The organism is Methyloversatilis sp., assembly GCF_030698125.1.
In the GTDB taxonomy this organism is placed as follows: domain Bacteria; phylum Pseudomonadota; class Gammaproteobacteria; order Burkholderiales; family Rhodocyclaceae; genus Methyloversatilis.
Window position 1 is genome coordinate 91056 of record NZ_JAUYNV010000010.1, and the last position, 26858, is coordinate 117913.

General features: G+C 64.6%; 27 protein-coding genes and 1 tRNA gene. 7 read left to right on the forward strand and 21 right to left on the reverse strand.

All coding sequences use genetic code 11. From position 1 onward, the window contains the following. The first annotated feature begins 4 nt into the window (after nt 1-4). A complete protein-coding gene (gene trxA, locus Q8Q80_RS05160; protein ID WP_305631898.1) occupies nt 5-382 on the forward strand; it encodes a thioredoxin in 378 nt (125 codons plus the stop codon). A gap of 84 nt (nt 383-466) precedes the next feature. On the opposite strand, the gene Q8Q80_RS05165 is transcribed toward trxA, so the two are convergent. From Q8Q80_RS05165 to Q8Q80_RS05205, 9 genes are all read right to left on the reverse strand, one after another. Then, entirely contained in the window at nt 467-1402 is a 936-nt protein-coding gene (locus tag Q8Q80_RS05165) for a hypothetical protein (protein WP_305631899.1), read from the reverse strand. 204 nt (nt 1403-1606) lie between these two features. Next, the gene (gene ychF / locus Q8Q80_RS05170; protein ID WP_069039595.1) at nt 1607-2698 is read right to left on the reverse strand and encodes a redox-regulated ATPase YchF; all 1092 of its coding nucleotides are present in this window, start codon (nt 2696-2698) and stop codon (nt 1607-1609) included. Then, a complete protein-coding gene (pth, locus tag Q8Q80_RS05175) occupies nt 2695-3315 on the reverse strand; it encodes an aminoacyl-tRNA hydrolase (RefSeq protein ID WP_305631900.1) in 621 nt (206 codons plus the stop codon). The genes ychF and pth overlap by 4 nt, the downstream gene beginning before the upstream one ends. Before the next feature lie 9 nt (nt 3316-3324). Further along, nucleotides 3325-3936 carry a 50S ribosomal protein L25/general stress protein Ctc gene (locus Q8Q80_RS05180; protein ID WP_305631901.1) on the reverse strand — a complete coding sequence of 204 codons (612 nt, stop codon included), beginning with the start codon at nt 3934-3936 and terminating at the stop codon, nt 3325-3327. A 68-nt stretch (nt 3937-4004) separates the two neighbouring features. Then, nucleotides 4005-4955: a ribose-phosphate pyrophosphokinase gene (locus Q8Q80_RS05185; RefSeq protein ID WP_305631902.1), complete on the reverse strand. Its 951-nt coding sequence runs from the start codon at nt 4953-4955 to the stop codon at nt 4005-4007. Nucleotides 4956-5088: 133 nt separating this feature from the next. Beyond that, a tRNA-Gln gene (locus Q8Q80_RS05190) sits at nt 5089-5165 on the reverse strand. A gap of 66 nt (nt 5166-5231) precedes the next feature. After that, nucleotides 5232-6152 (reverse strand): 4-(cytidine 5'-diphospho)-2-C-methyl-D-erythritol kinase, encoded by a 921-nt coding sequence (gene ispE, locus Q8Q80_RS05195; RefSeq protein ID WP_305631903.1) that lies wholly within the window; start codon nt 6150-6152, stop codon nt 5232-5234. 10 nt (nt 6153-6162) lie between these two features. Then, nucleotides 6163-6714 carry a lipoprotein insertase outer membrane protein LolB gene (lolB, locus tag Q8Q80_RS05200; protein WP_305631904.1) on the reverse strand — a complete coding sequence of 184 codons (552 nt, stop codon included), beginning with the start codon at nt 6712-6714 and terminating at the stop codon, nt 6163-6165. Between the two features lie 38 nt (nt 6715-6752). Continuing rightward, on the reverse strand, nt 6753-8489 hold the full coding sequence (locus Q8Q80_RS05205) for a tetratricopeptide repeat protein (protein WP_305631905.1): 1737 nt from the start codon (nt 8487-8489) through the stop codon (nt 6753-6755). A 139-nt stretch (nt 8490-8628) separates the two neighbouring features. Between Q8Q80_RS05205 and mutM the strand changes: the two genes are divergently transcribed. Beyond that, nucleotides 8629-9441: a bifunctional DNA-formamidopyrimidine glycosylase/DNA-(apurinic or apyrimidinic site) lyase gene (gene mutM / locus Q8Q80_RS05210; protein ID WP_305631906.1), complete on the forward strand. Its 813-nt coding sequence runs from the start codon at nt 8629-8631 to the stop codon at nt 9439-9441. 47 nt (nt 9442-9488) lie between these two features. Next, nucleotides 9489-11441, forward strand: coding sequence for a dynamin family protein (locus Q8Q80_RS05215; protein ID WP_305631907.1), 1953 nt, complete (start codon nt 9489-9491; stop codon nt 11439-11441). A gap of 37 nt (nt 11442-11478) precedes the next feature. Here Q8Q80_RS05215 and Q8Q80_RS05220 read toward each other — a convergent pair whose 3' ends face one another. The 5 genes from Q8Q80_RS05220 to Q8Q80_RS05240 form a co-directional block, all read right to left on the reverse strand. Further along, entirely contained in the window at nt 11479-11733 is a 255-nt protein-coding gene (locus Q8Q80_RS05220; protein WP_305631908.1) for a YfhL family 4Fe-4S dicluster ferredoxin, read from the reverse strand. A gap of 1 nt (nt 11734) precedes the next feature. Next, on the reverse strand, nt 11735-12235 hold the full coding sequence (gene coaD / locus Q8Q80_RS05225) for a pantetheine-phosphate adenylyltransferase (protein ID WP_305631909.1): 501 nt from the start codon (nt 12233-12235) through the stop codon (nt 11735-11737). Continuing rightward, the gene (rsmD, locus tag Q8Q80_RS05230; RefSeq protein ID WP_305631910.1) at nt 12232-12765 is read right to left on the reverse strand and encodes a 16S rRNA (guanine(966)-N(2))-methyltransferase RsmD; all 534 of its coding nucleotides are present in this window, start codon (nt 12763-12765) and stop codon (nt 12232-12234) included. The genes coaD and rsmD overlap by 4 nt, the downstream gene beginning before the upstream one ends. 104 nt (nt 12766-12869) lie before the next feature. Beyond that, complete coding sequence (locus Q8Q80_RS05235) at nt 12870-14183, reverse strand: M16 family metallopeptidase (protein WP_371132700.1); 1314 nt, start codon at nt 14181-14183, stop codon at nt 12870-12872. Nucleotides 14184-14215: 32 nt separating this feature from the next. Then, nucleotides 14216-15601 carry a pitrilysin family protein gene (locus Q8Q80_RS05240; protein ID WP_305631911.1) on the reverse strand — a complete coding sequence of 462 codons (1386 nt, stop codon included), beginning with the start codon at nt 15599-15601 and terminating at the stop codon, nt 14216-14218. Nucleotides 15602-15707: 106 nt separating this feature from the next. Here Q8Q80_RS05240 and ftsY point away from each other — a divergent pair, with 106 nt between their 5' ends. Genes ftsY through dacB form a run of 4 tightly spaced genes read left to right on the forward strand, consistent with a single transcriptional unit; the run spans nt 15708 to nt 19781 of the window. Continuing rightward, a complete protein-coding gene (gene ftsY / locus Q8Q80_RS05245; protein ID WP_305631922.1) occupies nt 15708-16757 on the forward strand; it encodes a signal recognition particle-docking protein FtsY in 1050 nt (349 codons plus the stop codon). A gap of 22 nt (nt 16758-16779) precedes the next feature. Further along, nucleotides 16780-17430 (forward strand): cell division ATP-binding protein FtsE, encoded by a 651-nt coding sequence (locus Q8Q80_RS05250; protein WP_305631912.1) that lies wholly within the window; start codon nt 16780-16782, stop codon nt 17428-17430. Nucleotides 17431-17440: 10 nt separating this feature from the next. Beyond that, the gene (ftsX, locus tag Q8Q80_RS05255; RefSeq protein WP_305631913.1) at nt 17441-18340 is read left to right on the forward strand and encodes a permease-like cell division protein FtsX; all 900 of its coding nucleotides are present in this window, start codon (nt 17441-17443) and stop codon (nt 18338-18340) included. Nucleotides 18341-18350: 10 nt separating this feature from the next. After that, entirely contained in the window at nt 18351-19781 is a 1431-nt protein-coding gene (dacB, locus tag Q8Q80_RS05260; RefSeq protein WP_305631914.1) for a D-alanyl-D-alanine carboxypeptidase/D-alanyl-D-alanine-endopeptidase, read from the forward strand. Between the two features lie 150 nt (nt 19782-19931). Here the strand turns inward: dacB and Q8Q80_RS05265 are convergent, their stop codons facing one another. The 7 genes from Q8Q80_RS05265 to Q8Q80_RS05295 form a co-directional block, all read right to left on the reverse strand. Beyond that, the gene (locus Q8Q80_RS05265; RefSeq protein WP_305631915.1) at nt 19932-20255 is read right to left on the reverse strand and encodes a DUF3135 domain-containing protein; all 324 of its coding nucleotides are present in this window, start codon (nt 20253-20255) and stop codon (nt 19932-19934) included. 82 nt (nt 20256-20337) lie between these two features. Beyond that, nucleotides 20338-20688 carry a hypothetical protein gene (locus Q8Q80_RS05270; protein ID WP_305631916.1) on the reverse strand — a complete coding sequence of 117 codons (351 nt, stop codon included), beginning with the start codon at nt 20686-20688 and terminating at the stop codon, nt 20338-20340. Nucleotides 20689-20877: 189 nt separating this feature from the next. Beyond that, entirely contained in the window at nt 20878-22740 is a 1863-nt protein-coding gene (locus Q8Q80_RS05275) for a chemotaxis protein CheA (protein ID WP_305631923.1), read from the reverse strand. A gap of 171 nt (nt 22741-22911) precedes the next feature. Beyond that, entirely contained in the window at nt 22912-23742 is an 831-nt protein-coding gene (gene cheZ, locus Q8Q80_RS05280; RefSeq protein WP_305631917.1) for a protein phosphatase CheZ, read from the reverse strand. A 22-nt stretch (nt 23743-23764) separates the two neighbouring features. Beyond that, entirely contained in the window at nt 23765-24163 is a 399-nt protein-coding gene (cheY, locus tag Q8Q80_RS05285) for a chemotaxis response regulator CheY (RefSeq protein ID WP_257095971.1), read from the reverse strand. A 12-nt stretch (nt 24164-24175) separates the two neighbouring features. Next, complete coding sequence (locus Q8Q80_RS05290) at nt 24176-25120, reverse strand: chemotaxis protein (protein WP_305631918.1); 945 nt, start codon at nt 25118-25120, stop codon at nt 24176-24178. 20 nt (nt 25121-25140) lie between these two features. After that, nucleotides 25141-26112, reverse strand: coding sequence for a chemotaxis protein (locus Q8Q80_RS05295; protein WP_305631919.1), 972 nt, complete (start codon nt 26110-26112; stop codon nt 25141-25143). Nucleotides 26113-26858: the final 746 nt, after the last annotated feature.

Below are 26858 nucleotides of genomic sequence, written 5' to 3' on the forward strand. Positions count from 1 at the left end.
AACCATGGCCACCCTCGACCTCACCGCTGATACCTTCAACACGACGATAGAAAACAATCCGTTCGTCCTCATCGATTTCTGGGCCTCGTGGTGCAGTCCCTGCCGCAATTTTGCGCCGGTGTTCGAAGCCGCGTCGGAAAAGCACCCGGACATCGTGTTCGCCAAGATCAACACCGAAGAGGAACAGGGCATCGCGGCAGAATTCGGCATCCGCTCGATTCCCACGCTGATGCTGTTCCGCGACCAGATCATCCTGTACTCGGAATCCGGTGCCCTGCCGGCGATGCAGCTCGAACAGCTGATCGAACAGGCGCGTGCGCTGGACATGGACGCGGTCCGCGCCGAAATGGCGGAGACGGCGGCGAAGGAAGCGAAAGGCTGAAATCCGGTCCGTCCGCGCAGGCCGTCTTTCGCGGGCACAAGCCGGCAGATTCGCGTTCATGTTGTCGATGCAGCAGACAGGGCGTCATCGGGCGATGTTCAGCTGCCCGGGATCAAGCATCAGGAAGCGGGCACACTGGCCGGCAGCGTGGTCGCCATCGTCGCTGACGATGATGATTTTCGGATGGCTGTCGATGATGGCAGGGCAGATGCCCTCGGCACGTTCGAAGCCTGGCAAGCCTTCGACGTCGACGCGGTGTGCGGACTCGCCGGAAATGCCGCTCCAGAACCAGAGGCGGAAATGCGCTGTTCCGCCCGCCACCGGGCCACTGCTGAGCAGGTAACCGCCCAGTGACGGAATGCGCGACAGGCTGCGCAGGCCGTCGCCGTCGAGATCGAGGGTGATCAGCGACGGCGCGATGCGCGGAGGCGCCCAGGCGTCGAACATCTCCGCGGTGTTTTCCAAGCTTGCGATCAACGCCCGCCCATCCAGCAGCGGGCTGCGGAAACCGATCAGCAGGGTCTGGTCATCCGGGCCGAATTCCAGCGCCTCGATGTTCAGGCCGCCTTCGCGTTTCACTTCGCGCTTTCCGGCGGCGGCTTCGAGGACCGGGTGCGCCGCCAGCAGCGCCGGCTTCAATCCCTTGACGACCCTGGGTGCGACCACCCGACCCGCCTCGATCCGGAAGCGGACCAGCTTGTCGCGCGACGTCTTTTCATCCCCATCGCCGTCGCGCGAGTGCGACGTGACGGCATGGATGTTTCCCGCGTTGTCGAGCGCGATGCCTTCGAGATCATCCAGCTTCCAGAAATCGTCGCTGGAATCAAGCCAAGCTTCGAGCCAGCCCGGTCGCAGCGGTGTGCTGTCGACACCTCCGTCGGGCGCGATGCTCACCAGACTGAACGGACGCTGCCTTTCGTCTTCAAGCACCAGGAAGCGTCCGTCGGCCAGTTGCTGGATGGCGGACGGCTCGTGAATGCCGGTGAGCGGCAGAAATGCGGGCGTATCGTGTGCAGTCATGACTTCGCGGCCTCTGGGGTCTGGGGTCACATGAACGCGCGCGCGGAAACATCCGCTGGCGCACCGGACGATCAGGCACGATAGTCTTTCCGGGCCACTGCGGGTTGAGTCAGCGCCACGCAAGGCCGCAACAGACAAAAACCCCTGTATCCGAAGGATTACAGGGGTTTTCGCGTCGTGCAGGGCGTTGCGGCGGCGGGACCGTCAGACGTTGAACAGGAAATTGAGTACGTCGCCGTCCTTCACCACGTATTCCTTGCCTTCGGCGCGCATCTTGCCGGCTTCCTTCGCACCGTGTTCGCCCTTGAAGGCGATGAAGTCGTCAAACGCAATGGTCTGGGCGCGGATGAAGCCGCGTTCGAAGTCGGTATGGATGACACCCGCGGCCTGCGGTGCGGTGTCGCCCTTGTGGATGGTCCAGGCGCGCACTTCCTTCACGCCGGCGGTGAAGTAGGTCTGCAGTCCGAGCAGGTCGTAGCCGGCGCGGATGAGCCGGTTCAGGCCCGGCTCGTCCAGGCCGAGATCGCTGAGGAAGGCCATCTTGTCGGCGTCGTCCAGATCGGCCAGTTCGGCTTCGATCTTGGCGCACAGCGCCACGACCGGCGCGCCCTCTTTCGCAGCGTGCTCGCGCAGGCGGTCGAGGTAGGGGTTGTTCTGGAAGCCGCCTTCGTCGACGTTGCCGACGTACATCGCCGGCTTGAGCGTCATCAGGCACAGCGGTTTGAGCAACAGTTTTTCATCGTCGCTCAGCGCCAGCGTGCGCGCGGGGTTGCCGTCATTGAGGTGCGGCAGCATCTTTTCCAGCACGGCGCACAGCTTCTGCGCGTCCTTGTCTCCGGCGCGCGCCTTCTTCGTGTCGCGGTTGAGCGTGCGCTCGACCACGGCGAGGTCGGACAGGCCAAGTTCGGTCACGATGGTTTCGATGTCGGCAATCGGATCGACGCGACCATTCACGTGCACGACGTTTTCATCGTCGAAACAGCGCACGACATTCACGATGGCATCGGTTTCACGGATGTTGGCGAGGAACTGGTTGCCCAGGCCTTCACCCTTGCTCGCGCCGGCGACCAGACCTGCAATGTCCACGAACTCGACGATGGCCGGCTGGATCTTCTGCGGCTTGACGATTTCCGACAGCGCGGCGAGGCGCGGATCCGGCACCTCGACGATGCCCACATTGGGCTCGATCGTGCAGAACGGGTAGTTCTCCGCTGCGATGCCGGCCTTGGTCAGCGCGTTGAACAGAGTGGATTTGCCGACGTTGGGCAGACCGACGATGCCGCATTTGAGGCTCATGAGGGGGTTCCTTGTTTGGGCGGCTTTGCATTGAGCAGGGTGGACACGCGCGTCCAGTCACCGGCTGCGATCATCGGCCAGGCGTCGAGCGCACGCCCGATGGCGGCATCGATGTCGCGCTGTTCGTCGGCGCGCGGCCGGTGCAGCACATAGTCGGCGACTTCCGCACCCGGCGCCAGCTGGCGCGGGTGGCCGATGCCGATGCGCAGGCGCCAGTAATCGTGGGTGGCCAGATGGGCGCTGATGTCCTTCAAGCCGTTGTGCCCGCCGAGACCGCCGCCGAATTTCAGGCGCAGCTCGCCCGGCAGCACATCGAGTTCGTCCTGTACGACCAGTATCTCGGCCGGTTCGATGCGGTAGAAGCGCGCGAGCGCGCCGACCGACTGGCCGGACCGGTTCATGAAGGTCTGCGGCAGCAACACGATGATGCCGTCGGTGCGCGAACTCCCGACCAGGCCGTTGAAACGCGCTTCACGATTCAACGTGATGCCGAGCTTGCGTGCCAGCTGCTCACAAAACCAAAACCCGGCGTTGTGCCGGGTTTCGGAATACTCCGGACCGGGGTTGCCCAGTCCGACGACGAGCCGGGGCACGGCTTTGGCACCGTTCCCGGACATCGCTTGCGATTACTTCTCGGCTTCGCCGTCGGTGGCGGCAGCTTCGTCGGACTTGGCGCCGCGCGGCAGCGTCAGCGTCACGACGACCGGGTCAGTGCCGTGCACGATGATTTCGACGCCAGCCGGCAACGGAATCTGCGACACGTGAACCGACTGACCGACCGACAGGCCGGACAGATCGATTTCCAGGAATTCCGGCAGCGCGCTGGGCAGGCACTTGATGTCGATTTCGTTCATCACGTGCGATACGACTCCGCCCTGCATCTTCACGCCCGGTGCGTTCTCGGCGTTGACGAAGTGCAGCGGCACCTTGGTGTGCAGCTCGTGCGTCAGGTCGACACGCTGGAAATCGACGTGCATGACCTGCTGGCGATAGGCGTGCATCTGCGTGTCACGCAGCAGCACCGATTCCTTCTTGCCGCCGACATTGATGGTCAGCACCGACGCGTGGAACGCTTCCTTGCGCAGGGCGTGGAAGATTTCGTTGTGGTCGAGCGTGATCGGCAGCGCCGGTTCGGTGCCACCGTAGATGATGGCCGGCACTTGCGATGCGCGACGCAGGCGGCGGCTCGCTCCGGTGCCCTGTGCTTCGCGCGTATTCGCGTTGAGTTCGATAGACATGATGACTCCAGGTAGATGAAGCCGCCCGCGACCAGGCGGCTGGGGTGTCCCGCTTCAGAGAACGATGTTCATTCCATGAAGAGGGACGAAACGGATTCTTCGTTGCTGATGCGCAACAGGGTTTCGGCCAGCAGTTCGGCAATCGACACCACACGGATCTTGCCGCTGGCCTGCGCGGCCGGCGACAGCGGGATGGTGTCGGTGACGACCAGCTGGTCGAGATCGGACTGTTCGATGCGGCTCACCGCATCACCGGACAGCACCGCGTGGGTACAGTAGGCGAGCACACCGGCTGCGCCGTTTTCCTTCAGTGCCTGCGCCGCCTTGCACAGCGTGCCGGCGGTATCGACCATGTCATCCATGATGACGCAGGTGCGGCCGGACACGTCGCCGATGATGTTCATCACTTCCGACACGTTCGCCTTCGGACGGCGCTTGTCGATGATGGCGAGATCGCACTCGAGACGCTTGGCGAAGGCGCGCGCGCGCACCACACCGCCGACGTCAGGCGACACCGCCATCATGTTCGGGTATTCCTTCTTCCAGATGTCGCCCAGCAGGATGGGCGTGGCGTAGATGTTGTCCACCGGAATGTCGAAGAAGCCCTGGATCTGGTCAGCGTGCAGGTCAACCGTCAGCAGACGCTGCACACCCACGGCCTGCAGCATGTTGGCGACCACCTTGGCGGTAATCGGCACGCGCGCGCTGCGTGGTCGGCGGTCCTGCCGGGCGTAGCCGAAATAGGGCATCGCGGCCGTGATGCGACCGGCCGATGCGCGCTTCAGGGCATCGACCAGAATCACCAGTTCCATCAGGTTGTCGTTGGTCGGTGCGCCTGTCGGCTGCAGCACGAACACGTCCTTGCCGCGGACGTTTTCGAGGATTTCGACATTCACTTCGCCATCGGAGAAGCGCCCGACCTGGGCGCGTCCGAGCGACATGTTCAGCCGCTTGGCCACATCCGCCGCCAGTTTCGGGTTGGCGTTGCCGGTAAAGATCATCAGGCTGTCGTAAGCCATGCTGCCTCGCGATACGTGGTGAAAGCTCAACTTTAGACCGGGCCGGCCGGCACTGCCCGCATCGGCAACCCGCCGACGCCCTTAAAACAACTCGGGCAGACCCGCATGCGCTGCGAGTCTGCCCGATGCAATCTGGCTGAGGAGGAAGGATTCGAACCTTCGCATGCCGGAATCAAAATCCGGTGCCTTAACCAACTTGGCGACTCCCCAAAACTGCTGCAATGCCTTTACGGCATCACTCTTCAAAGCTGTACTGCGTAGTCCTTGCTGCCGCCCTTACTGCCCTGCCTCGTCGCCGATCATTTTGCCGTACAGCGGATGGACATCAACGCCGCATGCAACGAATCCCCGCCAGCCTTCAGGCCAGCGCGCCGACATCGTTGCCAACACCGTTTCGGCCTGTTCGCGCGTCGCGCACTGTGCGAACACGCAAGCACCCGACCCGGACATCCGCACCTCCTGCTCGCCGACTTCATCGCCGAGAAGCCGGATCGCCTGCGCCACCGCCGCGTAGTAAATCGCGGCTACGGGCTGGAGATCATTGCGACCAAAAAGTCTTTGCTGAGCAGCGACCTCAGCAAAGTCCGCTATTTTGCAAGGTTCGGTATTTCGTGTCAATTCCGGTGCGGCGAAAATGCGTGGCGTCGGCACCGACACGCCGGGCGCGACGACGACGTAGGCCGCCGCCGGCAGCGCAACCGCCTGCAGCTGTTCGCCGACGCCTTCTGCGAAGGCAGACCGGCCGAACACGAATACCGGCACATCTGCGCCCAGCCGCAAGCCGAGCGCCTGCAGGCGCGCCCGCGGAAGATCGAGCTGCCACAGGCGATTCAGCGCGATCAGCACGGTGGCGGCATCCGAGCTGCCGCCACCCAGACCGCCACCCATCGGCAGGCGCTTTTCGAGCTCGATGTCCGCACCATGCGTGCAGCCGGTTTCCGACTGCAGAAGTCGCGCCGCGCGTACGCACAGATCGTCTTCCTCGGCGACATCTTCAAGCGGATTGATGCGCCGGATGGCGCCGTCGGCGCGCTGTGTGAAGCGCAGACGGTCGCCGAAATCGAGAAAGCGGAAGGCGGTCTGCAGCAGGTGGTAACCATCGGGCCGGCGGCCGATCACATGCAGGAACAGGTTGATCTTGGCCGGTGCATCGAGCCAGACGCCCCAATCGACTGCGTGGGTCTCGGCAACACTCATCGGGTGGCGCTCACTTCACCGGACTCCACTCGTCGATCAGCAGCCGGAATGAATGTTCGCCGTCGCTCGCTTCGATCAGACGCGGCAGCGCGTCCGCACTGTCGTCTTCGTAGCGGACGAACTCGACCCGCCAGCCGCGTTCCGTCAGCGCGGCGATGCGACCGGCCCCGTCACGCGACGTGACCGATGCACCGCCCGGCCGCCCGGTGACCCAGTAGGCGGCACCCGTCAGCGGAATGTCGGCCCCGAACGCGGCGCGCGCCAGTTCGTCCAGCGTGGCTGCGCGGGTGACGCGCTGGCCGTCATCGACCAGACGAACGCCGCTGGCGTCCCGGGTCAGCTGGGCCAGCACCTTGCCGAGCGGACCATTGATCTGAAGCTCGTCGCGATCCTGCGCGTGCTGCCAGTCGAGGCTGGCGGAGGCGGACTGGTCCGGCCCCTTCACGACGAAGCGCCCGCTCAGGGAAAACGCAGCGGCGCGTTCATCGCGCGCCATGCTGCGGATCAGCGCATGTTCATCGAGGCTGACAGGTGGCCGCGTGGCGCATGCGGTCAGGGCCACTGCCCACGCGGCAACGAGCGCGATACGAACCGCAGGTCTCACGGAACGAAGCGCTTGATCGTCGATTCGAGCGCTGCATTGTCCGGGTGCTGGGCGGCCACGGCACGCCACAGTTTCACCGCGTCTTCCTTCTGCCCGAGCAGCCACTTCACTTCACCCAGATGGGCGGCGATTTCCGGGTCGGGGCGGATCGCGAACGCGCGCTCGAGATAGGTCAGCGCGCCGTTCAAGTCACCGCGCCGGAACATGACCCAGCCCATGCTGTCGAGAATGAACGGGTCATCGGGCGCCAGTTCAAGCCCCTTGGCGATCAGCGTCTGCGCTTCGTCAAGGCGGATGTTGCGCTCGGCGAGCGAGTAACCGAGCGCGTTGTAGGCATGCGCGTGATCCGGCTTGACTTCGATCAGGCGGCGCAGCCGCTGTTCGGCAATCTCGATACGGTTGTCGCGCTCGGCCAGCATGGCTGTTTCGTACAACAGCTCGGGCTGGTCCGGTTCCGCTGTCAGCGCCGCCTCGAGCACCGCCTCGGCTTCTTCGCCGCGGTTGGCATCGCGCAACAGCTGGAATTCGAGCATGGCCGAACGCGACTTGCTGCCGCCCGGCCGGTCAGCCAGCTGGCGCAGGTGGGCGCGAGCATCTTCGATGCGCCCCATGCGGCTGAGCAGAAGCACATAACGCCCTTGCGCGCCCAGGTAGTGGTCGCCCTGGCCGACCTGCTGGTACCAGTTGAGCGCGTCTTCGTTCTCCTTCAGTTCTTCGGCCAGCTGCGCGAGGTAGAGCTTGACCAGATTCGGGTCCTGGTAGCGCATGCCCAGCAGTTTGGTGAAGTAACCCTGGGCACCCTTGTAGTCCTGCGTCTGCATCGCCAGCACGCCGACGGCAAACACCACATCTGCGTTGTCCGGTGCACCGCCGAGCAGGATTTCGAACTGCTTTCGCGCACCCGCGTAGTTGCGCTCGGCGACCAGCAGGCGGGCGAACTGCATGCGCACTTCGCGCGCGTCCGGGTAGCGCTTGAGGTGCTGTTCCATCAATTTGCGCGCTGCCAGCGGGTCTGATTCGGCGGTTGCCTGGGCGCGCAACAACAGCCCGGCTTCCCATTCCGGCCGGAGTTCATTGGCGCGGATCGCCGATTCGAGCGCCCGCTTCGGCTCGCGCGCCACCATGGCCGCCTGCGCGCGGGCAAAGTGCGCTTCGGGAAGGGTGATATAGGGTTCGGTCAGCCGCTCGACCATGCGCATGGCTTCAGCCTTGTCGCTGAGGCGGCCGAGCACCCGGTTGAGCCGGAGCAGGCTTTCGCCGATCTGCGAACCTTCCTGCGCCAGCAGCGCGACCAGCTGCGGCTCGAGTTCCTGCGGCCGGTTGGCATTGACCAGCAGGCCGGACAGCATCTGCCGGGCCTGCACCGACTCCGGATCAAGTTCCAGCCAGAGCTGGGCCGCCTGCAGCGCAACTTCACTCTGCCGGCTGAAAGCGGCAATTTCGGCCGCGCGCTTGGCAATGCGCGGATCGCGCGTCGACTGCGCCAGATCCATGTAGGCAGATGCCGAAAGGCCCAGTTCGCCGCGTTGCGCCGCGACTTCGCCCAGCAGCAACTGATAGGTGATCTGGCGTGTCAGCTCGACGTCGGGGAGCGGCGGAACACGGGGCGCGACAACCACCGGTTCCGGTTGTTCGGCGACTGCGGCCGTGGCTGACGGCTTGCTGCCGGTCTGGGCGCAGGCGCCAAGCAGAAGCGGAAGTACAAGTGCGAGCAGCAGGGGGCGGGTTGTCATGGGCAGAATCGCCTGGTGGGTTCAGAGTACGCTTGCGCGGTTAAGGCCTTGGAGTACGCCGACCGGAAATCGTTGCAGCCCCCGGCGCGTGATGGTATTCCAAATCCCGATTGGCCGTCGCGCACCTGCTTGTCGTTTCATGCCTGAACTTCCGGAAGTTGAAATCACCCGTCGTGGTATCGCCGGCCCGCTGACCGGCCGCCGGATCGAGGCCTGCACCATCCGCAACGGCGCACTGCGCTGGCCGGTGCCGGCGCATCTCGCCCAATCCCTTCCCGGACAGACGCTGCGCGACATCGACCGGCGCGCCAAATACCTGCTGCTGCGGCTGGACCATGGCACGCTGATCATTCATCTCGGCATGTCCGGCAGCCTGCGGGTGTTGCCAAGCGGCACGCCGCCCGAAAAGCATGACCATATCGATATCGTATTCGGTGACGCCACGCTGCGCCTGCGCGACCCGCGACGTTTTGGCGCCATGCTGTGGCACGACGGACCGGATGCGCACCATCCGCTGCTGGCCCACCTCGGACCGGAACCGCTGGGCGCCGATTTCAGCGCCGGGGCGCTGGCGAGCGCACTGGCGCATCGACGCTGCGCGGTCAAGCTGGCCATCATGGACAGTGCCGTGGTGGTCGGCGTCGGCAACATCTACGCTTCGGAAAGCCTGTTCCGGGCCCGCATCCGGCCAGGCAAGGCGGCGCACCGACTGACCGGCCCGCAGGTCGCCCGGCTGGCCGACGAAATCCGCCAGACGCTGCGCGACGCGCTGGCGGCCGGCGGCAGCACGCTGCGCGACTTCCTGCACACGGACGGCCAGCCGGGGTACTTCCAGCAAAGTTACTTCGTTTATGGCCGCGACGGCGAGGCATGCCGCGTGTGCGGAACCGCCATCCGCAGCCGTCGTCTGGGCAACCGATCGACTTTCTTCTGCACCGCATGCCAGAGATAGCGCGCGCCGCGTGTGCTAGATTGCCAAGTGATTGAGTGGAGAGCGCAATGAGCATGCAGGAAGAATTATCGGTCTATGGCAGCTGGCGCACGCGCGTCGAGCAGACCATTGTCCGTATCCGCGGCTGGCTCTTCGAAAGCAATCTGAGTGACGCGCACAACGACCAGTGCATCGAACAGTTGCTGCTCAAACTGCGTGACGACCGGCTGGTCGTGGCCTTCGTTGCCGAGTTTTCACGCGGCAAGTCCGAGCTGATCAATGCCATTTTCTTCGGTGACCAGGGTGCCCGCGTCCTGCCGTCCAGTTCCGGCCGCACCACCATGTGCCCGACCGAGCTGATGTACGACCCGGTGCGCCCGGCCTGCATAGAGCTGTTGCCGATCGAAACCCGTCGCGGCACGACCACCGTGTCCGATCTGAAAACCCAGCCCGGCGCATGGCGCCGCCTGCCGCTCGACACGACGTCGGCCGCATCGATGCAGCAGGTGCTCGGCCGGGTCAGCGAACAACGCAAGGTCACGATCGGCGAAGCCGAGCAGTTGGGATTCCACATCGACCTGAGCGGGGAAAACGGCCTGCAACCGGACGCGAACGGCATGGTCGACGTACCGGCCTGGCGACATGCAGTGATCAATATGCCGCACCCGCTGCTGCGCCAGGGCCTGGTCATCCTCGACACACCCGGCCTGAATGCCATCGGTGCCGAACCCGAGCTGACACTGTCGCTGCTGCCCTCGGCGCACGCGGTGCTGTTCGTGCTGGGCATGGACACCGGCGTCACGCAAAGCGATCTGTCGGTGTGGAAAACGCATGTCACCGCGGCCGGCGGGTCACGCCAGGGCCGGCTGGCCGTGCTCAACAAGATGGACAGCCTGTGGGACGGGCTGCGTTCCGAAGCCCAGATCGAAGCGGAAATCGGGCGCCAGATCGAGTCCTGCGCGGCGACGCTCGACCTGCCGGCAAGCCGGGTGTTCCCGGTATCCGCCCAGAAGGGCCTGCTGGCGCGCATCCAGCGCGACGGCACATTGCTGGCCCGAAGCCGTCTGCCGCAGCTCGAACGCGCGCTGGTCGAAGACCTGCTGCCGGCGAAGCGCGACATTGTGGGCGCGGCAGTAGAACATGACGCGGGCGGCCTGCTCGCCCGCACGCACGACATGCTGATCGGCCAGAAAAAAGCGCTGGATGATCAGCTGGCGGAGTTTTCCGACCTGCGCGGCAAGAACCGCAGTGTCATCCAGTACATGCTGAAGCGGGTACGTGCCGAAAAGGAAGAATTCGAGCGCGGCCTGGAGCGCTTCTACGCAACACGCAACGTTTTTTCGTCGCAGACCAATACACTTTTTGCCCATCTGGGCATGGACGCGCTGCGCACCCGCACGGCGCAGACCCGCGTGCAGATGGAAAATGCCAACTTTTCACTGCAGCTGCGTGATGCGATGAATGCCTTCTTCGGCGATGTGCGGGGCAGCCTGCAGAAGTCGGCTGTCAGCGTTGATGAAATCTTCCGGATGATGGAAGCGATGTACCAGCGCTTTTCCTCCGAACATGACCTGCGGCTGGGCGTGCCGGTGCCGTTTTCGGTCCAGCGCTACGAAAAGGACATCACCCGGCTTGAAAAGGCCTTCCACCAGCAGTTCAACACCTGGCTGAATATGCTCACGACGGAAAAGCGACAGCTTACTCAGCGCTTTTTCGAAACGGTGGCGGTGCAGGTGCGCAAGCACATGGAGGTGGTGAATCGCGATGTCGAGCACTGGCTGCGCGCCATCATGGCGCCGCTGGAAAATCAGGTGCGCGAACATCAGAAGCAGCTGAAGCGCCGCCTTGAAAGCGTGAAGCGCATCCACGAAGCGACCGACACGCTGGAAGACCGGATCGAGGATTTGCGCCAGAACGGTGTGGCGATCAACCACCAGATCGAGGAACTGGCGCGGCTGCGAGCTGCTCTGGATGCAGCGCTGAAGGCTGCGGTCATTCGCGAGCTGGACGCCGCCGCCTGAAATGTGAGCAGTCGTCGCACCGCGGCCTGTGCGCCGTTCAGACCTTGACGACCGTGAGCATGTGGTACTTCGCCAACAGTTGGTCGTGCGTTTCCTTGCGGTCCGGATCAAGCGGAATGCAGTCGACCGGACACACCTGCTGACACTGCGGTTCGTCGAAATGCCCGACGCACTCGGTGCATTTGCCCGGATCGATCACATAGATTTCCTCACCCTGCGAAATTGCCCCGTTCGGGCACTCCGGCTCGCATACATCGCAGTTGATGCATTCGTCGGTAATGATCAAAGCCACTTCAGTTGCCTCCACTCATTGCAGCCAGCTTGGCGCTGATGCGCACCAGCACTGAAGGCTGCACAAACTTGCTGACATCGCCGCCCAGTGAGGCGATCTCGCGCACCATCGTGGCCGAGATGAACATGTACTGGTCGGCCGGCGTCAGGAACACCGTTTCGACGTCGGCCCGCAGCGAGCGGTTCATTCCGGCCATCTGGAATTCGTATTCGAAGTCCGACACCGCACGCAGTCCGCGCACGATGATGCGCGCATTGCAGGTCTCGAGGAAGTCCATCAGCAGGCAGGAAAACCCGCGCACTTCGACGTTCGCGTAAGGCGCAAGAATTTCGCGTGCCATGTCGACGCGCTCATCGGTGTCGAAGAACGGCCGCTTGGAGCGGCTTTCGGCGACGCCGACGATGACCCGATCAAACATTTCCGCCGCACGCCGCACCAGATCCTCATGGCCACGGGTGATCGGGTCGAATGTTCCGGGGTAAACCGCAATGGTGCCGTTCATGTTCGTTCCAGCAACTGGTAATGGACTTGCCCGGCCTGCCCTTCTCGCGTCATGCGGAAGTCGCCAAGCAGCGGCACTGGGTGTTCCGCCTCGCAGTAGATCACCGCGCCTTCCGCAGCCAGCGCATCGAGATGCGGTGCCAGCCTGTCGAGCAGGCCGTGCCCGTAGGGCGGATCAAGGAAGAGCAGGTCGAACTGCCGGGGCGGGTCGAGCACGAATGTTAGCGCATCGCCCCGTACCAGTCTGACCTCGGGCGCCGGCAGTTGATCGACCGCGTCGCGCAGACGGCCGAATGCGCGCGCGTCGCGCTCGACCAGCGTGACCGATTCGGCACCGCGCGACGCCGCTTCGAAACCGAGTACGCCGGTACCTGCGAACAGGTCCAGACAGTGCTGACCGCTCAGGTCCTGTCCGAGCCAGTTGAACAGTCGCTCGCGGACCGCGTCCGGCGTGGGCCTGAGGCCGGGCACGCCCGCCACGGGCAGCAGGCGGCTGCGCCACCGGCCGCCGATGATGCGAATGCGTGACATGGCCGCAATTCTAACCGCGGGGGCGTTTCCTGCTGGTCGTATCACCCCGGAAGAGCGGGCACCAGCGGGCGCAGATGCGCATTCGCATCCACGATAGATGTCCGTCAATCACCCGCGACAATCACCCGCACGATATTGTCAGCCGACAAGCGGCGCTGGAAAGCGTCTTTCACCTGGGCCGCGGTCACCGCTTCGGCACGCTCGGGAAACTTCTTGAGCCAGTCGAGCGGCAGCCCATAGAAGCCGATCACGGCCAGACTGTCGAGCAGCTTGCGATTGCTGTCCAGGCGCAGCGAGAAGCCGTCGACCAGATTGCGTTTGGCGGCCCGCAACTCGTCTTCGGTCGGCCCCTTGGCCATGAAGGCCGCCAGCGTTTCATCGACCACCTTCAGTGCCGCGGCGGCCTGGCTTCGCTCGGTCTGCAGACCGATCTGAAAGGCCCCGAGCTGGCGCTGCGGATTGAAATAGCTGTAGACGCTGTAGGCGTAGCCGCGCTTTTCACGTACTTCCTTGGTCAGCCGCGACACGAAACCGCCGCCACCCAGAATGTAGTTGCCGACCTGCAGCGGAAAGAAATCCAGGTCGCCGCGCTGCAATGCCGGCTGACCGACGAAGATGTGGCTCTGGTTGGCCGGGTGGGCGATGTTTTCGGTGCTCGCCTGCGGCAGCGTCACCGCCGGAATCGGCGCAAGCGGCTCACCCTGCGGCAGATCGCCGGTCAGTTGCACGGCAATCGCTTCTGCCTGCTCGCGCGTCACGTCGCCCACGATCGACACGACGGCGCGCGATGCGACGTAGTGCGTGCGGTAGTGCGCCACCAGGTCATCGCGACTGATCGCGGTCACCGATTCGATGGTCGGCGTGCGGCCATACGGATGGTCGCCGTACAGCGCACGGGCGAAGCGCTTGCTGCCGATTGCATCCGGCTTCGTGTCCGCCTCGCGCAGACCGGAAATGGCGCGCGCCTTTTCGCGATCCAGCACGGCAGCGGGAAACTCGGGCTGCGTCAGCAGGGTGCGCAGCAGCGCCAGCGAACCGTCGCGTTCGCGGGCGCTGGACAGCGTGCGCAGCGACAGGCCGGCACGATCGTTGTCGGCCACGCCGCCCAACTGGGCGCCCAGATCGGTGAATCGCTCGGCCAGGGTGTCCTCGTCCAGACCGCCAGCTCCGGTGTCGAGCAGGCTTTGCGTCATCGACGCCACACCGCTCTTGCCTGCCGGATCGCGCGCTGCACCGGCGTCGAAATCGACCTGCACGTCCAGGATCGGCAGCACACGGCTTTCGACGAAATACACCCGGGCGCCGTTGGGCGCCACCCAGTGCTGGATATCGATGTTTGCCGCTGCCGGCAGAGCGGCTGCGGCCGCGACGAGCATGAAAGCAAGGCGCGTGAGCGCGTTGCGCAAAGATGGGTTCATCCGGTTCCCCTGCTTGAAATCGGTGGGCACGCTCAGTGGCGCAGGCCGGCGGGCTTGGCACGCGGCTTGGCGTTCGGGTCGAGCGGCTGCGGGTCGAGCACGGCGACGGTCAGCGTGTCGTCGCCGAAGTATTTCTGTGCCACGGCCTGCACCTCGGCTGCGGTGACGGTGCGCAGCTTGTCGAGCATGCGGTCGCCATCGCGCCAGTGATAGCCGGCCGCTTCGAGTCGACCGATTTCCATCGCCTGCACATAGGTCGAGTCGCGCTTGTACACCTGCGACGCAATGGTCTGGGTCTTGATGCGTTCAAGTTCGACATCCGACACGCCTTCGTCCGCGACACGCTTGATTTCCGCCCGCAGCGCCGCTTCGAGCTCTTGTACGGTCTTGCCTTTGGCAGGGGCGCCGCCCAGCACGAAAGTGGCTTCGCCACGCGATGTCGAGTCGTAATAGGCGCCGATTTCGGTCGCGATCTGGCTGCCGCGCACCAGGTTGCGCGACAGACGCGAGGCAGCGTGGCCGTCGAGAATGCCGGCCAGCACGTCGAGCGCGTATGGCTCGCGATCGTTCTCGACGTCGGTCAGGCGCGGCGCCTTCCACGCCATCAGCAGCTGCGGCACCTCGGCCGGTGCCTTGACGACGACCCGCCGCTGACCGGTCTGCACCGGTTCGGCGGTCGCCTTGCGCACCGGCAAGGGCTGACTTTTCATCTTGCCGTACTGCTTTCTGACCTGTTCGAACACCTTCTTGTGGTCGACATCGCCCACCACCACGACGTAGGCGTTGTTCGGGGCATACCAGCGGCGGTACCAGTCGCGTGCGTCATCGGCGCGCATGTTCTCCAGGTCGTTCATCCAGCCGATGATGGGCCGGCGATACGGATGCGCGGTGAAGGCGCTGGCCATCAGCTGTTCGTACAGTTGCGACTGGGGCTTGTCATCCGTGCGCAGCCTGCGCTCTTCCATGACCACCTTCAGTTCGCGGCCGAATTCCTCGTCGGTGATGACCACGTTGCGCATGCGATCGGCTTCGAGTTCGATCATGCGCGGCAGTGCAGCCGCGGGAACGCGCTGGAAATAGGCGGTGTAATCCTGGCTGGTGAAGGCGTTGTCGCTGCCGCCGGCACGGGCAACGATTTCGTTGAATTCGCCGGCTTTCAGTTTCTTCGTGCCCTTGAACATCATGTGTTCGAGTACGTGCGCCACGCCTGTGGTGCCGTCGTTTTCGTCCATTGCGCCCACGCGGTACCACACCATATGCACCGCCACCGGCGCCCGCCGGTCTTCCTTGACGATGACGCGCAGGCCGTTCGCAAGGGTGGTTTCGTACGGGTTGGCGAGCGCGGGAGGCGCCGCCAGCGCGCATGCCGCCAGAGCGCTGCACAGCGCGATACCACGGGAAAAACGGCGCAAATCCATCTGATACACTCTCCTGCAGTAAATGTGAGCGCGGCGAAATCCGCCATCACGCCTCTGTTCCAAAGCCTTGCGCATGTCGCAAGGTGTTCCAGTGACCGTCTCCCACATGTTTGGTTTCTTCAAGAAAGACAAAGCCGCCGCGCCCGATGCAAGCGAAGCCGCACCGGCCGCGCCTGCCGTGGTCGCGGCGCAGGATAGCGCGCCTGCTGCCGACGCGCCGAAATTGTCGTGGGCGCAGCGGCTGCGCGCCGGGCTGTCGCGCACGCGCGCCCAGATCGGCGGCCAGCTCAATGCGCTGTTCCTGCGCACCAGGGTCGACGACGAGCTGCTGGAAGAGCTCGAAACGCTATTGATCACGTCGGACGTGGGCATGGATGCCACCACCCACCTGCTCGACCGGCTGCGTGACCGCGTGAAACGCGAACGTATCGAAGAACCGGCGAAATTGCGCGACGTGCTGCGCGAGGAACTGACCCGGCTGATCGCACCGCTCGAAAAGCCGCTCGATGTGGACACGCACAAGCCCTTCATCATCATGATTGCCGGCGTGAACGGAGCCGGCAAGACCACGTCGATCGGCAAGCTGGCCAAGCATTTCCAGTCGCAGGGCAAGAGCGTGCTGCTGGCGGCTGGCGACACTTTCCGCGCCGCCGCGCGAGAGCAGCTCGAAACCTGGGGCGCCCGCAACAACGTGGCGGTGATCGCGCAGGATTCCGGCGACCCGGCCGCCGTGGTGTTCGACGCGGTCAATGCCGCCCGTGCGCGCGGCATTGACATCGTGCTGGCGGACACCGCCGGCCGCCTGCCGACCCAGCTGCATCTGATGGAGGAGATCGCCAAGGTGAAGCGGGTCATCGCGAAGGCGGATCCGACCGGGCCGCACGAGGTGCTGCTGGTGCTCGACGGCAATATCGGCCAGAACGCGCTGGCCCAGGTGAAGGCCTTCGACGCAGCCATCGGCGTGACCGGGCTGATCATGACCAAGCTCGACGGTACGGCACGTGGCGGCGTCATCGCGGCCATCGCAAAGCAGCACGCACCGTCGCGACCGATCGCGCTGCGCTACATCGGCGTCGGTGAAGGTCTGGACGATCTGCAGCCATTCAATGCGGCGGAATTCGTCGATGCCTTGTTCGAACCGCCGAGGTCCCTCTGATCGCAGCCCGAGCCCACGCCGCATGATCCGTTTCGCTCAGGTCACCAAACGCTATCCGGGCGGCCACACCGCGCTCGACCAGCTGGATTGCGACATCGCGCGCGGTGAAATGGTGGTGGTCAGCGGCCACTCCGGCGCCGGCAAGAGCACGCTGCTGCGCCTGCTCGCCGTGCTCGAACGGCCGACCGAAGGCAAGGTGCTGGTGGGTGGAGAGGATGTGTCGGCGCTCAAGCGCGCCGCCCTGCCCTACTGGCGGCGGTCGATCGGCCTCGTGATGCAGGATCAGCGCCTGCTGTTCGACCGCAGCGCCTTCGATAACGTCCTGCTGCCTCTTTCGATCAGTAGCCACCCGCCGCGCGAAGCCGCCAACCGGGTGCGAGCGGCACTGGAGCGCGTCGGGCTGTCCGGACGCGAAAAATCGATGCCGATCGAGCTGTCGGGCGGCGAACAGCAGCGCCTGACCATTGCCCGCGCCATCGTGAACCGGCCGCAGATCCTGCTCGCCGACGAACCGACCGCCCACCTCGACGACGCCTACGCGCGCGACATCGCAGAGCTGTTCCGCTCATTCAACGAAGCAGGCGTCACCGTGCTGCTGACCACGCATGACGACGCGCTCTTTGCGCGCTACGCGCCGCGCACGCTGGTACTCGCCCAGGGGCGGCTGCAGTGAGGTGCCTTCGATGAGGTGGCTGCGTCTGCAGGTGCGCGCCGGGCTGCGCGCCGCGCGCCAGATGGTCCGCCAGCCGTTCAATACCTTGCTGGCCGCGCTGGTGGTTGGCATCGCAGCGGCCTTGCCGGCCACCGGCTACATGCTGCTCGGCAATCTGCAGCGGCTGGCCGGCACGGTCAGCGCCGCACCGGAAATTTCCGTGTTCATGCAACCGACCGCGAATGCCGACGCGGTCCGGACCGCCGACCAGCGCATCCGCGCGCTGGCGAAAGAAGCGAAGGTCGAACTGGTGTCGCGCGACGCGGCACTGAAGCGATTCCGCGACAACGACGCTCTGGCCGAAATCCTCGACGCACTGCCCGACAACCCTTTCGCCGATGCATTCGTTGTCCGGCTTGACTCGGCGGATGCCGCCCGGCTGGAAACGCTGCGCGCCGAATTCGCCAGACTGCCCGAAGTCGATCACGTACAGCTCGACTCCGCGTGGGCGAAGCGGCTCGACGCGCTGATCGCGCTGGGCCAGCAGGCGGTGACGATGCTGGGCGTCGTGCTCGGCCTCGGACTGGTCGCCGTCACCTTCAATACGATCCGGCTGCAGCTGCTGACGCAGCGCGACGAGATCGAGGTCAGTCGCCTGCTCGGCGCCACCGACGCGTGGATACGCCGCCCCTTCCACTGGTTCGGTGCGCTGCAGGGCCTGCTCGGCGGTGCGCTCGCCGGCGCCCTCGCCTTGCTGGCCACGCGAGCGCTGGCCGGACCAATCGCCGAAATCGCCGGTCTGTACAGCCTGGAATTCGTGCTGCGGCCGCTGTCGCCGCTGCATTGGGCTGCGCTGCTTGCCCTGTGTGCGGTACTCGGCTGGCTGGGTGCCACCGCCTCGGTGCGTCGCCATCTATCGCGCATCGCCTGAGCGGACTGTCGTGCGTCTCGCGCTTGCCGTTCTGCTCGGCCTGATCGTTGCACCGGCCTGTGCGGTGCTGCCGGCGCCGGTATTGCAGGCGCTGCGCGCTGCCGACATTCCCGCAACGTCGATTTCGGTCATGGTCCAGTCGGTGGATGGCGGGCCCGCGCGCATCAGCCATCGCGCAAAGGTGCCGATGAACCCGGCGTCGGTGATGAAGCTGGTCACCACCTACGCCGCCCTCGACAGTCTCGGCCCCGCCTACAGTTGGCGCACCGACGCGCTGATGACCGGCCGGCTGGCCGACGGCGTGCTCGATGGCGACCTCGTGCTGCGCGGCACCGGCGACCCGGCGCTCAGCATCGAACAGTTCTGGCTGCTGCTGCGCGACCTGCGCGCGCGCGGGGTGCGCGATATCCGCGGCGACGTGATCACCGACCGCTCGGCGTTCGCGTCGATGCGGCACGACCCGGGCGCCTTCGACAACGAACCGCTGGCCGCCTACAACGTCGGGCCCGACGCGCTGCTGCTGGCGCACAACGCGCTGCGCGTACGCCTGCTGCCGCAGGCTGGCGGCGCCCCTGCGCTGTGGGCAGAACCTCCGCTCGATGGCGTGCAGATCGACAACCGCGTGCAACTGGTCGATGGCGAATGCGGCGACTGGAAGGACAGCCTGACTGCGAAAGTCCTGCCGGCCGCGGGCAGCAGCACGCTCACGCTGCAGATCACCGGCCGCTTTGCTCGACCGTGCGGCGAACGCATATGGAACATCGCACCGCTGCCGGCCGACGAGTTTTTCGCCCGTGCGCTGCGCGCCATGTGGGCCGAGCTGGGCGGGCGGATCACCGGGCGGGTTCGCGACGGCGCAACGCCGCCGGACGCGCTGCCACTGGCCGGCATCGATTCGCCGCCGCTGGCGCAGGTCATTCGCGACATCAACAAGTACAGCAACAACGTGATGGCGCGGCAGCTGTTCCTGACGCTGGGCAGCGGCGCCGGGACGCCGGCAGACCCCGCAGCCGCCGACGCCGCCGTGCGTGCCTGGGGCGTGCGGCGCGGTCTGGCGCTGCCCAGCCTGGTGCTGGACAACGGCTCCGGGCTGTCACGCAACGAACGCCTGTCGGCTGCCGACATGGCTGCGCTGTTGCGCCACGCGTGGGCGAGCAGCGTCATGCCGGAATTCATGTCGTCGATGCCGGTGCTGTCGGTCGACGGCACACTGCGCCGCCGGCTGCGCAATTCTCCGGCCAGCGGTCAGGCGCATCTGAAGACCGGCTCGTTGTCCGATACGCGATCGATCGCCGGCTATGTGCTGGACCGCAACGGTCAGCGCGTGCTGATGGTGGCCTGGCTGAACCATCCGAACGCCGGTCGCGCGCAGCCGGTGCTGGAAGCCTTGCTCGAATGGGTGTGGGCGGGCAACCGGCAGTCCTTCCCGGTTACCGAGTGATACGCATCGACGCCCCGTCCGCAGGCAGGACGGAAGGTGGTCGCAGTCCGGATCGCCACGGTGGCCGTCCAGTCGGTGCGCCGGCCTGAGCCTGCGCACCGACTGCCGACCCGGTATGCCGTGGCAACCCGGTCTGCGTTCGGGTGACGTTCAGGAGCCGCGCAGGCCCTGACGCAAGGAAGACTGTAACGCGGACGTTTCGCGGTGCAGCGCCATCAGTCGTTCCGACAGCGCAAGAAGGTAGTCTTCCATCATGCGCGACAGTTCGCGCACCGACTGGTTGGGCGAGCCGGCCATGGCACGGCTGGCGTCGATCTGGCTCTGCAGGTCGCGCAGCACCGCCTGTTTTTCAGGCGGGCAGGTATTGATGAATTTTTCGATCACGCGCCGTCTCTCCGCGAAGTAGGTCTGTGGATCGGACTGCGCAAGATCCTTCCAGACGTCAAAATCGAAGTCCTCTGCTTCTTTCGACACTCAATGCCCTCCGCCGAATCCGGTTTCCGAGTCGATCCCTGACTCGATCACTGACGGCGATTGGAACACAAGGGTCGCGGACTTATCGCGGGAGGGTTTCACGAGCGGCGACCAGGCGGGCGGCCTGTTCGACGCCCTGGTAGGCGAGCTGGCCCGAAAGGTCGGGGCACAGTGCGTCGGTATGCACCATGTCGAGCGTGGTCTGCACCCAGGCGCGCACTTCCTGCGCACGCATGAACAGGCCGCGCGCGTCGGCTTCGGCTGCTTCGTCGGCCAGACTGAGTGCGGTCACCATGGCTTCGTTGCCAAGCATTTCGATCGACGCCATCAGGCGCATGATTTCTGCGTGATGGGCTTGCACGCTCGCTGCCGGCAGCAAGGCTGCCGCCGGAAACGGGGACGAAACCGGCTGGATGAGAGTTGCTTCGGCCATGATGAGGCTCCTTCGTCGTTCGATGGACGGATTACCGTTGGTATGTATTTATCGACCGCAAAAACGCACTCTTTAGGGGCAGAGATACCTGCCGGCAGACCCGATCCAAATCATTGAAGGATAAAGAAAAAGCCCGCCCCATCCTGCGATGGGGCGGGCTTTTCGGCGCTATCTACCGATTTCTTTCGGTCAGGCGGCGAGCGAAACCGGGCTGATCAGGCTCGACCGCGACACGCCACGCGAGTCGCCAAGCGCACTGAGCAGTTCCTTCATGTCGAGGATCAGCACGATCTGGCCGTTCGACAGCGTCGTCACACCGGCGACGCCCTTCGGACGGAAGTCGTCGAGGCTCTTGATCACCGCATCCTCGCGCCCGGCGAAATTGTCGATTGCGAGAATGAAGGACGATTCGGCGGTCTGCATCAGTACGCCGTACTGCGGCAGATTCTTCTGCGGCCAGCCGAGCAGGCGGGCCAGCGGCAGCACCGGCATCACCTCGCCCCGTACCACCATGGTCGCTCGGCCACCGACTTCCTGGATGTCCTGCGGCTGGATCGGCAGGATTTCGCGCACCATCGACAGCGGCACCGCGAAGTGCTGTTCGGCCAGGCGCACCAGCAACACCGGCAGGATGGCCAGCGTGAGCGGCAGCGAAATGACGAAGGTGGTGCCCTTGCCCTGGATCGAGCGGATTTCGATCGAGCCGTTGAGCTTCTGGATATTCGTCTTCACGACGTCCATGCCGACGCCGCGGCCGGACACGTCGGACACCATCGACGCGGTCGAGAAGCCGGGCAGGAACACCAGGTTGAGGCTGGCGCGCTCGTCGAGCGTGTTGGCTTCTTCGTCGGTGATCAGGCCCTTTTCGAGCGCCTTGGCACGCAGCCGTTCGGCGTTCATGCCGCGCCCGTCGTCCGCCACGATGATGACGATGTGGTCACCTTCCTGACGCGCTTCGAGGCGCACCACCGACTTGCCCGGCTTGCCCTGGGCGATGCGGTCTTCCGGCGTTTCCACGCCGTGATCCACGGCATTGCGAATCAGGTGGATGATCGGGTCGGACAGATCCTCGATCATCGTCTTGTCGATTTCGGTCTCTTCACCGACCAGCGCCAGTTCGACGTCCTTGCCCAGATTGCGGGCGAGATCGCGGGCGATGCGCGGGTACTTCTGGAACAGGCGACCGATCGGCTGCATGCGGGTTTTCATCACCGCGTTCTGCAGATCGGACACCAGCAGATCAAGCTGGCTTACCGCTGCATCGAGCGCATGCAGCGTTTCATTGTCGTTCTTGCCGGCGAGGATGTCGGCGCGCAGCGAGGTCAGGCGATTCTTGGTCAGGCCGATTTCGCCCGACAGGTTCAGCACCTGGTCGAGACGCGAGGTATCAACCCGGATCGAGTTTTCACGGCCTTTTTCGGCGTCGCGGCGGCCGGTCGGTGCCGGCGTGCCGGGACGGTCGGCGGCCCGGCGACCGAAAGCCGCATTGACCACCGCAGCGACCTCGCCATCATTGGCCGATCGCGCCGCCGCAGGTTCGGGCACCGCTTGCGGGGCCACCGGCACGACACCGGTCACGGCCTGGTGCAGCGTGTTCCAGTCAGGTTCGACGCCTCGTGCGGCGGCGGGAGCAGCCGGCGCTTCGGCACTGGCGCCCGCTGCGGCGATCTTGTCGAGTTCGCCGGCCAGTGCGGCTCGCAGGCGGGCCATCACCCCGGTGTCGGCGGCAGCCGGCAGCATGCCGCGCTCCAGGGCGCCGAACATGTCGCGCACGATGCCGGTCGCGTCAAGGATGACGTCCATCAGTTGCGGCGTGATGGCCATTTCGCCATTGCGAAGCTTGTCAAACAAGTTTTCGGTCAGGTGACAGAGCGCAACCAGTTCGGCCGCATTCAGGAAGCCGGCGCCACCCTTGATGGTGTGGAAGCCGCGAAAAATCTCGTTCAGCAGACTGCGGTCACCCGGCGTCTTTTCCAGATCGACCAGCTTGTTGTCCACGCCGGACAGCAGGTCGGTCGCTTCGACCAGAAAGTCCTGCAGCAGATCTTCCATGCCCTGAAAGTCACTCATCGTTCGCTCCTGTGGCGGGCAGCGCCTTCAACGCACCGCTCGCCCTACTGCTCCTGTTGTTCCGGCTCCGCGGGTGGTTGTCACCCGTTCGACCGACCCGTTCGTCCGCGCTGACCGAACGCTGTGTCACGACTGTCCTGCTGTGGCCTGCGATCAGAAGCCGAGACTTTCGAGCAGGTCGTCGACCTGCTCCTGGCTGGTCACCACATCCTCGCGTCCTTCAGCCGACACGACCGGACCGTTCAGCAGGCTTTCCGGCGTGCTGGCCCGCTTTTCGGCCGGCATGGCTTCGATCAGCACCTGCAGCAATCCGCTCTCCAGCTTTTGCGACATTTCGACGATTTTCTTGATCACCTGTCCGGTCAGATCCTGAAAATCCTGGGCCATCATGATTTCGTTGAGCTGCGCCCGGGTGTCGCGGGCAAAAGCCGGCACGTCGCCGAGAAAGCCGCGGGTTTCCGAGGCCAGCGCCTTGAATTCGTCAATCGACAGTTCGTTCCGGTACAGCTTTTCCCAGCGGTCATGCAGCGTGCTGGAGCGCTTTTCGACGTCGTCCTGCAGCGGTATGGCGATATCGGTCGCGTTGAGCACGCGGCTGGCTGCGCTCTCCGTCATCTGCGCGATATAGGTCAGGCGGCTGCGCGCGTCGGGCATCTGGGTCGCGACGTCTTCCAGCGCTTGGTCGTAACCGAGTTCGCGCAGCGTGTCGTGCAACTGGCGCGCGAGATGGCCAACCTTGTTGAATACGTTGTCACAGCTGTGTTCGTCATCAATGACGGGCTCATGGGTCGCGACGGGCGCCGCCACATAGTCGTCCGATACCGAATCGAACAGCGCTTCCAGATCGGCGCTGTCGCCGCTGCTGTTTGCGGCTTCCGGCACGACTTCGAGCCGCACCTTCTGTGGCGTCTCGGACGCAATGCTGTCGAACAGCGCCTGCAGGTCGTCGGAGTCGCCGGTTTCGTCAAGCTTCATCTTCTTCACAATGTCATCTCCCGATGCCGGCTCAGGCGGCCTTCTGGTTCATCTTTTCGAAGATCTTGGTCAGCTTTTCACCCAGGGTGCCGGCGGTGAAAGGCTTCACGATGTAGCCCGAAGCGCCGGCCTGGGCGGCTTCGATGATGTTTTCCTTCTTGGCTTCGGCCGTGATCATCAATACCGGCAGGCCCTTCAGGGCCGCGTCGGCACGGATCGCGCGCAGCAGCTCGATGCCGGTCATGTTCGGCATGTTCCAGTCGGTGACCACGAAGTCGAAGTCGGACGACTTCAGCTTCTGCAGCGCGATGACGCCGTCCTCGGCCTCGTCGACATTGGTGAATCCGAGTTCTTTCAACAGATTGCGCACGATGCGGCGCATGGTCGAGAAGTCGTCAACAACGAGAAACTTCATCTTGGGATCTGACATGGCCTACCTCTCTCAGGCTTTATGGGCTTGCAGCAACGGACGCAGCGTATCGGCCAGCACCTCGGCGTCGAACTTCGCCACGTAGGCATCGACACCGACGCTCTTGCCCATTGCACGGTTTGCTTCCGACGACAGCGACGAGTGCATCACCACCGGTATATCGACGAATCGGGGATCGTTCTTGATGTGTCGCGTGAGTACGTAGCCGTCCATCTCGGGCATTTCCGCATCGACCAGTATCAGGTCGATCTCGTCCGTCAGCGGCTGGCCGGTCTGCGTGGTGTGGGCAGCCATGCCCTGCAGGCGTGCCCACGCTTCGGCGCCGTTGGTCGCGTGCTTGTGGCGGATGTTGAGCTTGTCCAGCACTTCGGCGATCTTCTTGCGGGCCACCGCAGAGTCATCGACGAAGAACACGTTCGGATCGTAATTGCCGCCCAGCGGCGGAATCTCGCCGACGACGGCGTCGCCGAAGGTACCGGCCAGGATGCTTTCCACGTCGAGGATGGACACCAGCCGGCCATCGTCAAGTTCGGTAATCGCGGTGATGTAGAGCTGTTCGCTGGTGACGACCGACTCGGGCGCGCGTACGCGGTCCCAGTCGACACGGATGATGCGATCCACCTCATGTACCAGAAAGCCCAGCGTGCGCTTGCTGTACTCGGTCACCATCATCGCGCCACCCATGCCTGCCGGCGCGTCGGTCAGGTTCATGATGCGGGCCAGCGACAGCACCGGAATGACGTTTCCACGCAGCGAAATCAGGCCTTCGACGCCAGCCGGCATATTCGGCGTCGGCGTCACGATCGGCGTGCTGCTGACCTCGCGCACCTTGAATACATTGATGCCGAACAGCTCGTGCGTGCCGAGTGAAAAGAGCAGGATTTCCATCTTGTTCGAGCCCGCCAGCTTGGTGCGGGCGTCCACCTGCTCGAGCAGGTTGTGGTCGGGTCTGTCCATCGTGTTGTCTCCGGTCTTTTTCAGGCAGCCACGCGATCCAAGCCCTTGCTGCGGCGGATCAGGCGGGTGATGGTTTCGGCGAGGCGCTGTGCCTCGAACTTGGACACATACTCATCGACGCCGACCGAGCGGCCCAGTTGCTGGTTCGAGCCCGACGACAACGACGAGTGCATGACCACCGGAATGCCGGTGAAGCGCGGATCGGCCTTGATGTTCTTGGTCAGGATGTAGCCATCCATTTCCGGCATCTCGACGTCGGTCAGGATCATGCTGATCAGCTCGCTCACCTTGCGGCCGCTGGAATCGGCATAGCTGGCAACCTTCAGCAGTTCGGCCCACATCTGGCCGCCGTTGATGGCGCTGACGTAGCGCACACCCATGAGGTCCAGCGTGCGCGTGATCTGGGTGCGGGCAACCGGGGAGTCGTCGCAGAAGAAGACCGTTGCGTCGTCGATGTCGAGCGGCTTGATGTCCTTGAAGGCGAGATCGTTGTCGATATCCGCCGTTTCGGACAGGATCTTCTCGACGTCCAGCATCATCACCAGGCGGTTGTCCGCCAGCTCGGTCACGGCGGTCACCAGACCGCCGAGATTGGCTGTCAGCATGGCAGGCGGCACGCGCATCTGCGACCAGTCCAGCCGCAGGATGGTATCGACCGACTCGACCAGGAAGCCCTGGGTGTGGCCGTTGTATTCCGTCACGATCATCACGTCGCGCGGCGTATCGCTCGGGAACTGGGCAAACTTGGCCAGATCGACCACAGGTACCAGCGCGCCGCGCAGGCTCACCATGCCCTCGACCGCATTGGGCATTTCCGGCGCCGCCGTGATGTTGGGCGTACGCATCACCTCGCGCACCTTGAACACATTGATGCCGAATGTCTCGCGTCGGCCGGTGCGCGTATCCACACCGAGCGAAAACATCAGTATTTCGAGCTTGTTGGTACCCGCAAGCTTGGTGCGGGCATCGATATTCTTGAGTAACTCTGACATGTCGGCCTCGTCTGTCTGTTCAGTGGCACGAAAACAACCGGGTGCTGATGTCTTTACGGCAGCATCGAAAGACTCTTGAACCCGATATGCGACATCCGTGCGACAAGCCGCCGCCTCGTCCGCCAGGCGCCATGGAGGCGGTTTTGCGCGCGACCGGAGGGCCTTTCGCCGCTCCCGCCCCTCGCGACGACCTGCCAGATTTTCGTAGGAGCGGGCCCCGCCCGCGATAGGGCGGTTGATCGGGCGGTGTCGCGTGTTTCAAGGCTGCATCGCCTGCAGGGGCGGAGCGGGGGTTTCGGCGAGCACCGCTCGCCGCCCGCGAAGCCGGCAGGCCATGCAGGGCCAGCCGTGGACAGGCTCCTACGAAAACCCGCACAGCATCGAGGTTTTCGCAAACGCGGCGAAAGCCACGAATCGCCCGCCCCCCCCCCCCCCGCGTCGCACGCCATCCACCTCGGCCCTCACGCACCATTGTTGGGCATCGCTGCGCTCACCCCAACCTACGGCGGCGTGACCCATGCGTCGCTTGGGTGAACACCCCAACCCGGCCCCGCCGCAATACGGCGCCGTGACCCATGCGTAGGTTGGGGTGAGCGCAGCGATGGCCAACAGATCTTCGTATCCATGCCCCGATGGAATACGGACGAACGCATAGGCGAAGGCCACTCTCGCTCCAACCTGCCGGGTTTTTCGTAGGAGCGGGCCCCGCCCGCGATGGGGCGGTGGATCACACGCCGGCGCTTGTT

What these genes read in the sequence shown, in the direction of transcription:
- trxA (WP_305631898.1), top strand. Translation starts at nt 5, where the DNA reads ATGGCCACCCTCGACCTCACCGCTGATACCTTCAACACGACGATAGAA.
- Q8Q80_RS05165 (WP_305631899.1), bottom strand. Translation starts at nt 1,402, where the DNA reads ATGACTGCACACGATACGCCCGCATTTCTGCCGCTCACCGGCATTCAC.
- ychF (WP_069039595.1), bottom strand. Translation starts at nt 2,698, where the DNA reads ATGAGCCTCAAATGCGGCATCGTCGGTCTGCCCAACGTCGGCAAATCC.
- pth (WP_305631900.1), bottom strand. Translation starts at nt 3,315, where the DNA reads ATGTCCGGGAACGGTGCCAAAGCCGTGCCCCGGCTCGTCGTCGGACTG.
- Q8Q80_RS05180 (WP_305631901.1), bottom strand. Translation starts at nt 3,936, where the DNA reads ATGTCTATCGAACTCAACGCGAATACGCGCGAAGCACAGGGCACCGGA.
- Q8Q80_RS05185 (WP_305631902.1), bottom strand. Translation starts at nt 4,955, where the DNA reads ATGGCTTACGACAGCCTGATGATCTTTACCGGCAACGCCAACCCGAAA.
- ispE (WP_305631903.1), bottom strand. Translation starts at nt 6,152, where the DNA reads ATGAGTGTTGCCGAGACCCACGCAGTCGATTGGGGCGTCTGGCTCGAT.
- Q8Q80_RS05205 (WP_305631905.1), bottom strand. Translation starts at nt 8,489, where the DNA reads ATGACAACCCGCCCCCTGCTGCTCGCACTTGTACTTCCGCTTCTGCTT.
- mutM (WP_305631906.1), top strand. Translation starts at nt 8,629, where the DNA reads ATGCCTGAACTTCCGGAAGTTGAAATCACCCGTCGTGGTATCGCCGGC.
- Q8Q80_RS05215 (WP_305631907.1), top strand. Translation starts at nt 9,489, where the DNA reads ATGAGCATGCAGGAAGAATTATCGGTCTATGGCAGCTGGCGCACGCGC.
- coaD (WP_305631909.1), bottom strand. Translation starts at nt 12,235, where the DNA reads ATGAACGGCACCATTGCGGTTTACCCCGGAACATTCGACCCGATCACC.
- rsmD (WP_305631910.1), bottom strand. Translation starts at nt 12,765, where the DNA reads ATGTCACGCATTCGCATCATCGGCGGCCGGTGGCGCAGCCGCCTGCTG.
- Q8Q80_RS05235 (WP_371132700.1), bottom strand. Translation starts at nt 14,183, where the DNA reads ATGAACCCATCTTTGCGCAACGCGCTCACGCGCCTTGCTTTCATGCTC.
- Q8Q80_RS05240 (WP_305631911.1), bottom strand. Translation starts at nt 15,601, where the DNA reads ATGGATTTGCGCCGTTTTTCCCGTGGTATCGCGCTGTGCAGCGCTCTG.
- ftsY (WP_305631922.1), top strand. Translation starts at nt 15,708, where the DNA reads ATGTTTGGTTTCTTCAAGAAAGACAAAGCCGCCGCGCCCGATGCAAGC.
- Q8Q80_RS05250 (WP_305631912.1), top strand. Translation starts at nt 16,780, where the DNA reads ATGATCCGTTTCGCTCAGGTCACCAAACGCTATCCGGGCGGCCACACC.
- ftsX (WP_305631913.1), top strand. Translation starts at nt 17,441, where the DNA reads ATGAGGTGGCTGCGTCTGCAGGTGCGCGCCGGGCTGCGCGCCGCGCGC.
- Q8Q80_RS05270 (WP_305631916.1), bottom strand. Translation starts at nt 20,688, where the DNA reads ATGGCCGAAGCAACTCTCATCCAGCCGGTTTCGTCCCCGTTTCCGGCG.
- Q8Q80_RS05275 (WP_305631923.1), bottom strand. Translation starts at nt 22,740, where the DNA reads ATGGAAGATCTGCTGCAGGACTTTCTGGTCGAAGCGACCGACCTGCTG.
- cheY (WP_257095971.1), bottom strand. Translation starts at nt 24,163, where the DNA reads ATGTCAGATCCCAAGATGAAGTTTCTCGTTGTTGACGACTTCTCGACC.
- Q8Q80_RS05290 (WP_305631918.1), bottom strand. Translation starts at nt 25,120, where the DNA reads ATGGACAGACCCGACCACAACCTGCTCGAGCAGGTGGACGCCCGCACC.
- Q8Q80_RS05295 (WP_305631919.1), bottom strand. Translation starts at nt 26,112, where the DNA reads ATGTCAGAGTTACTCAAGAATATCGATGCCCGCACCAAGCTTGCGGGT.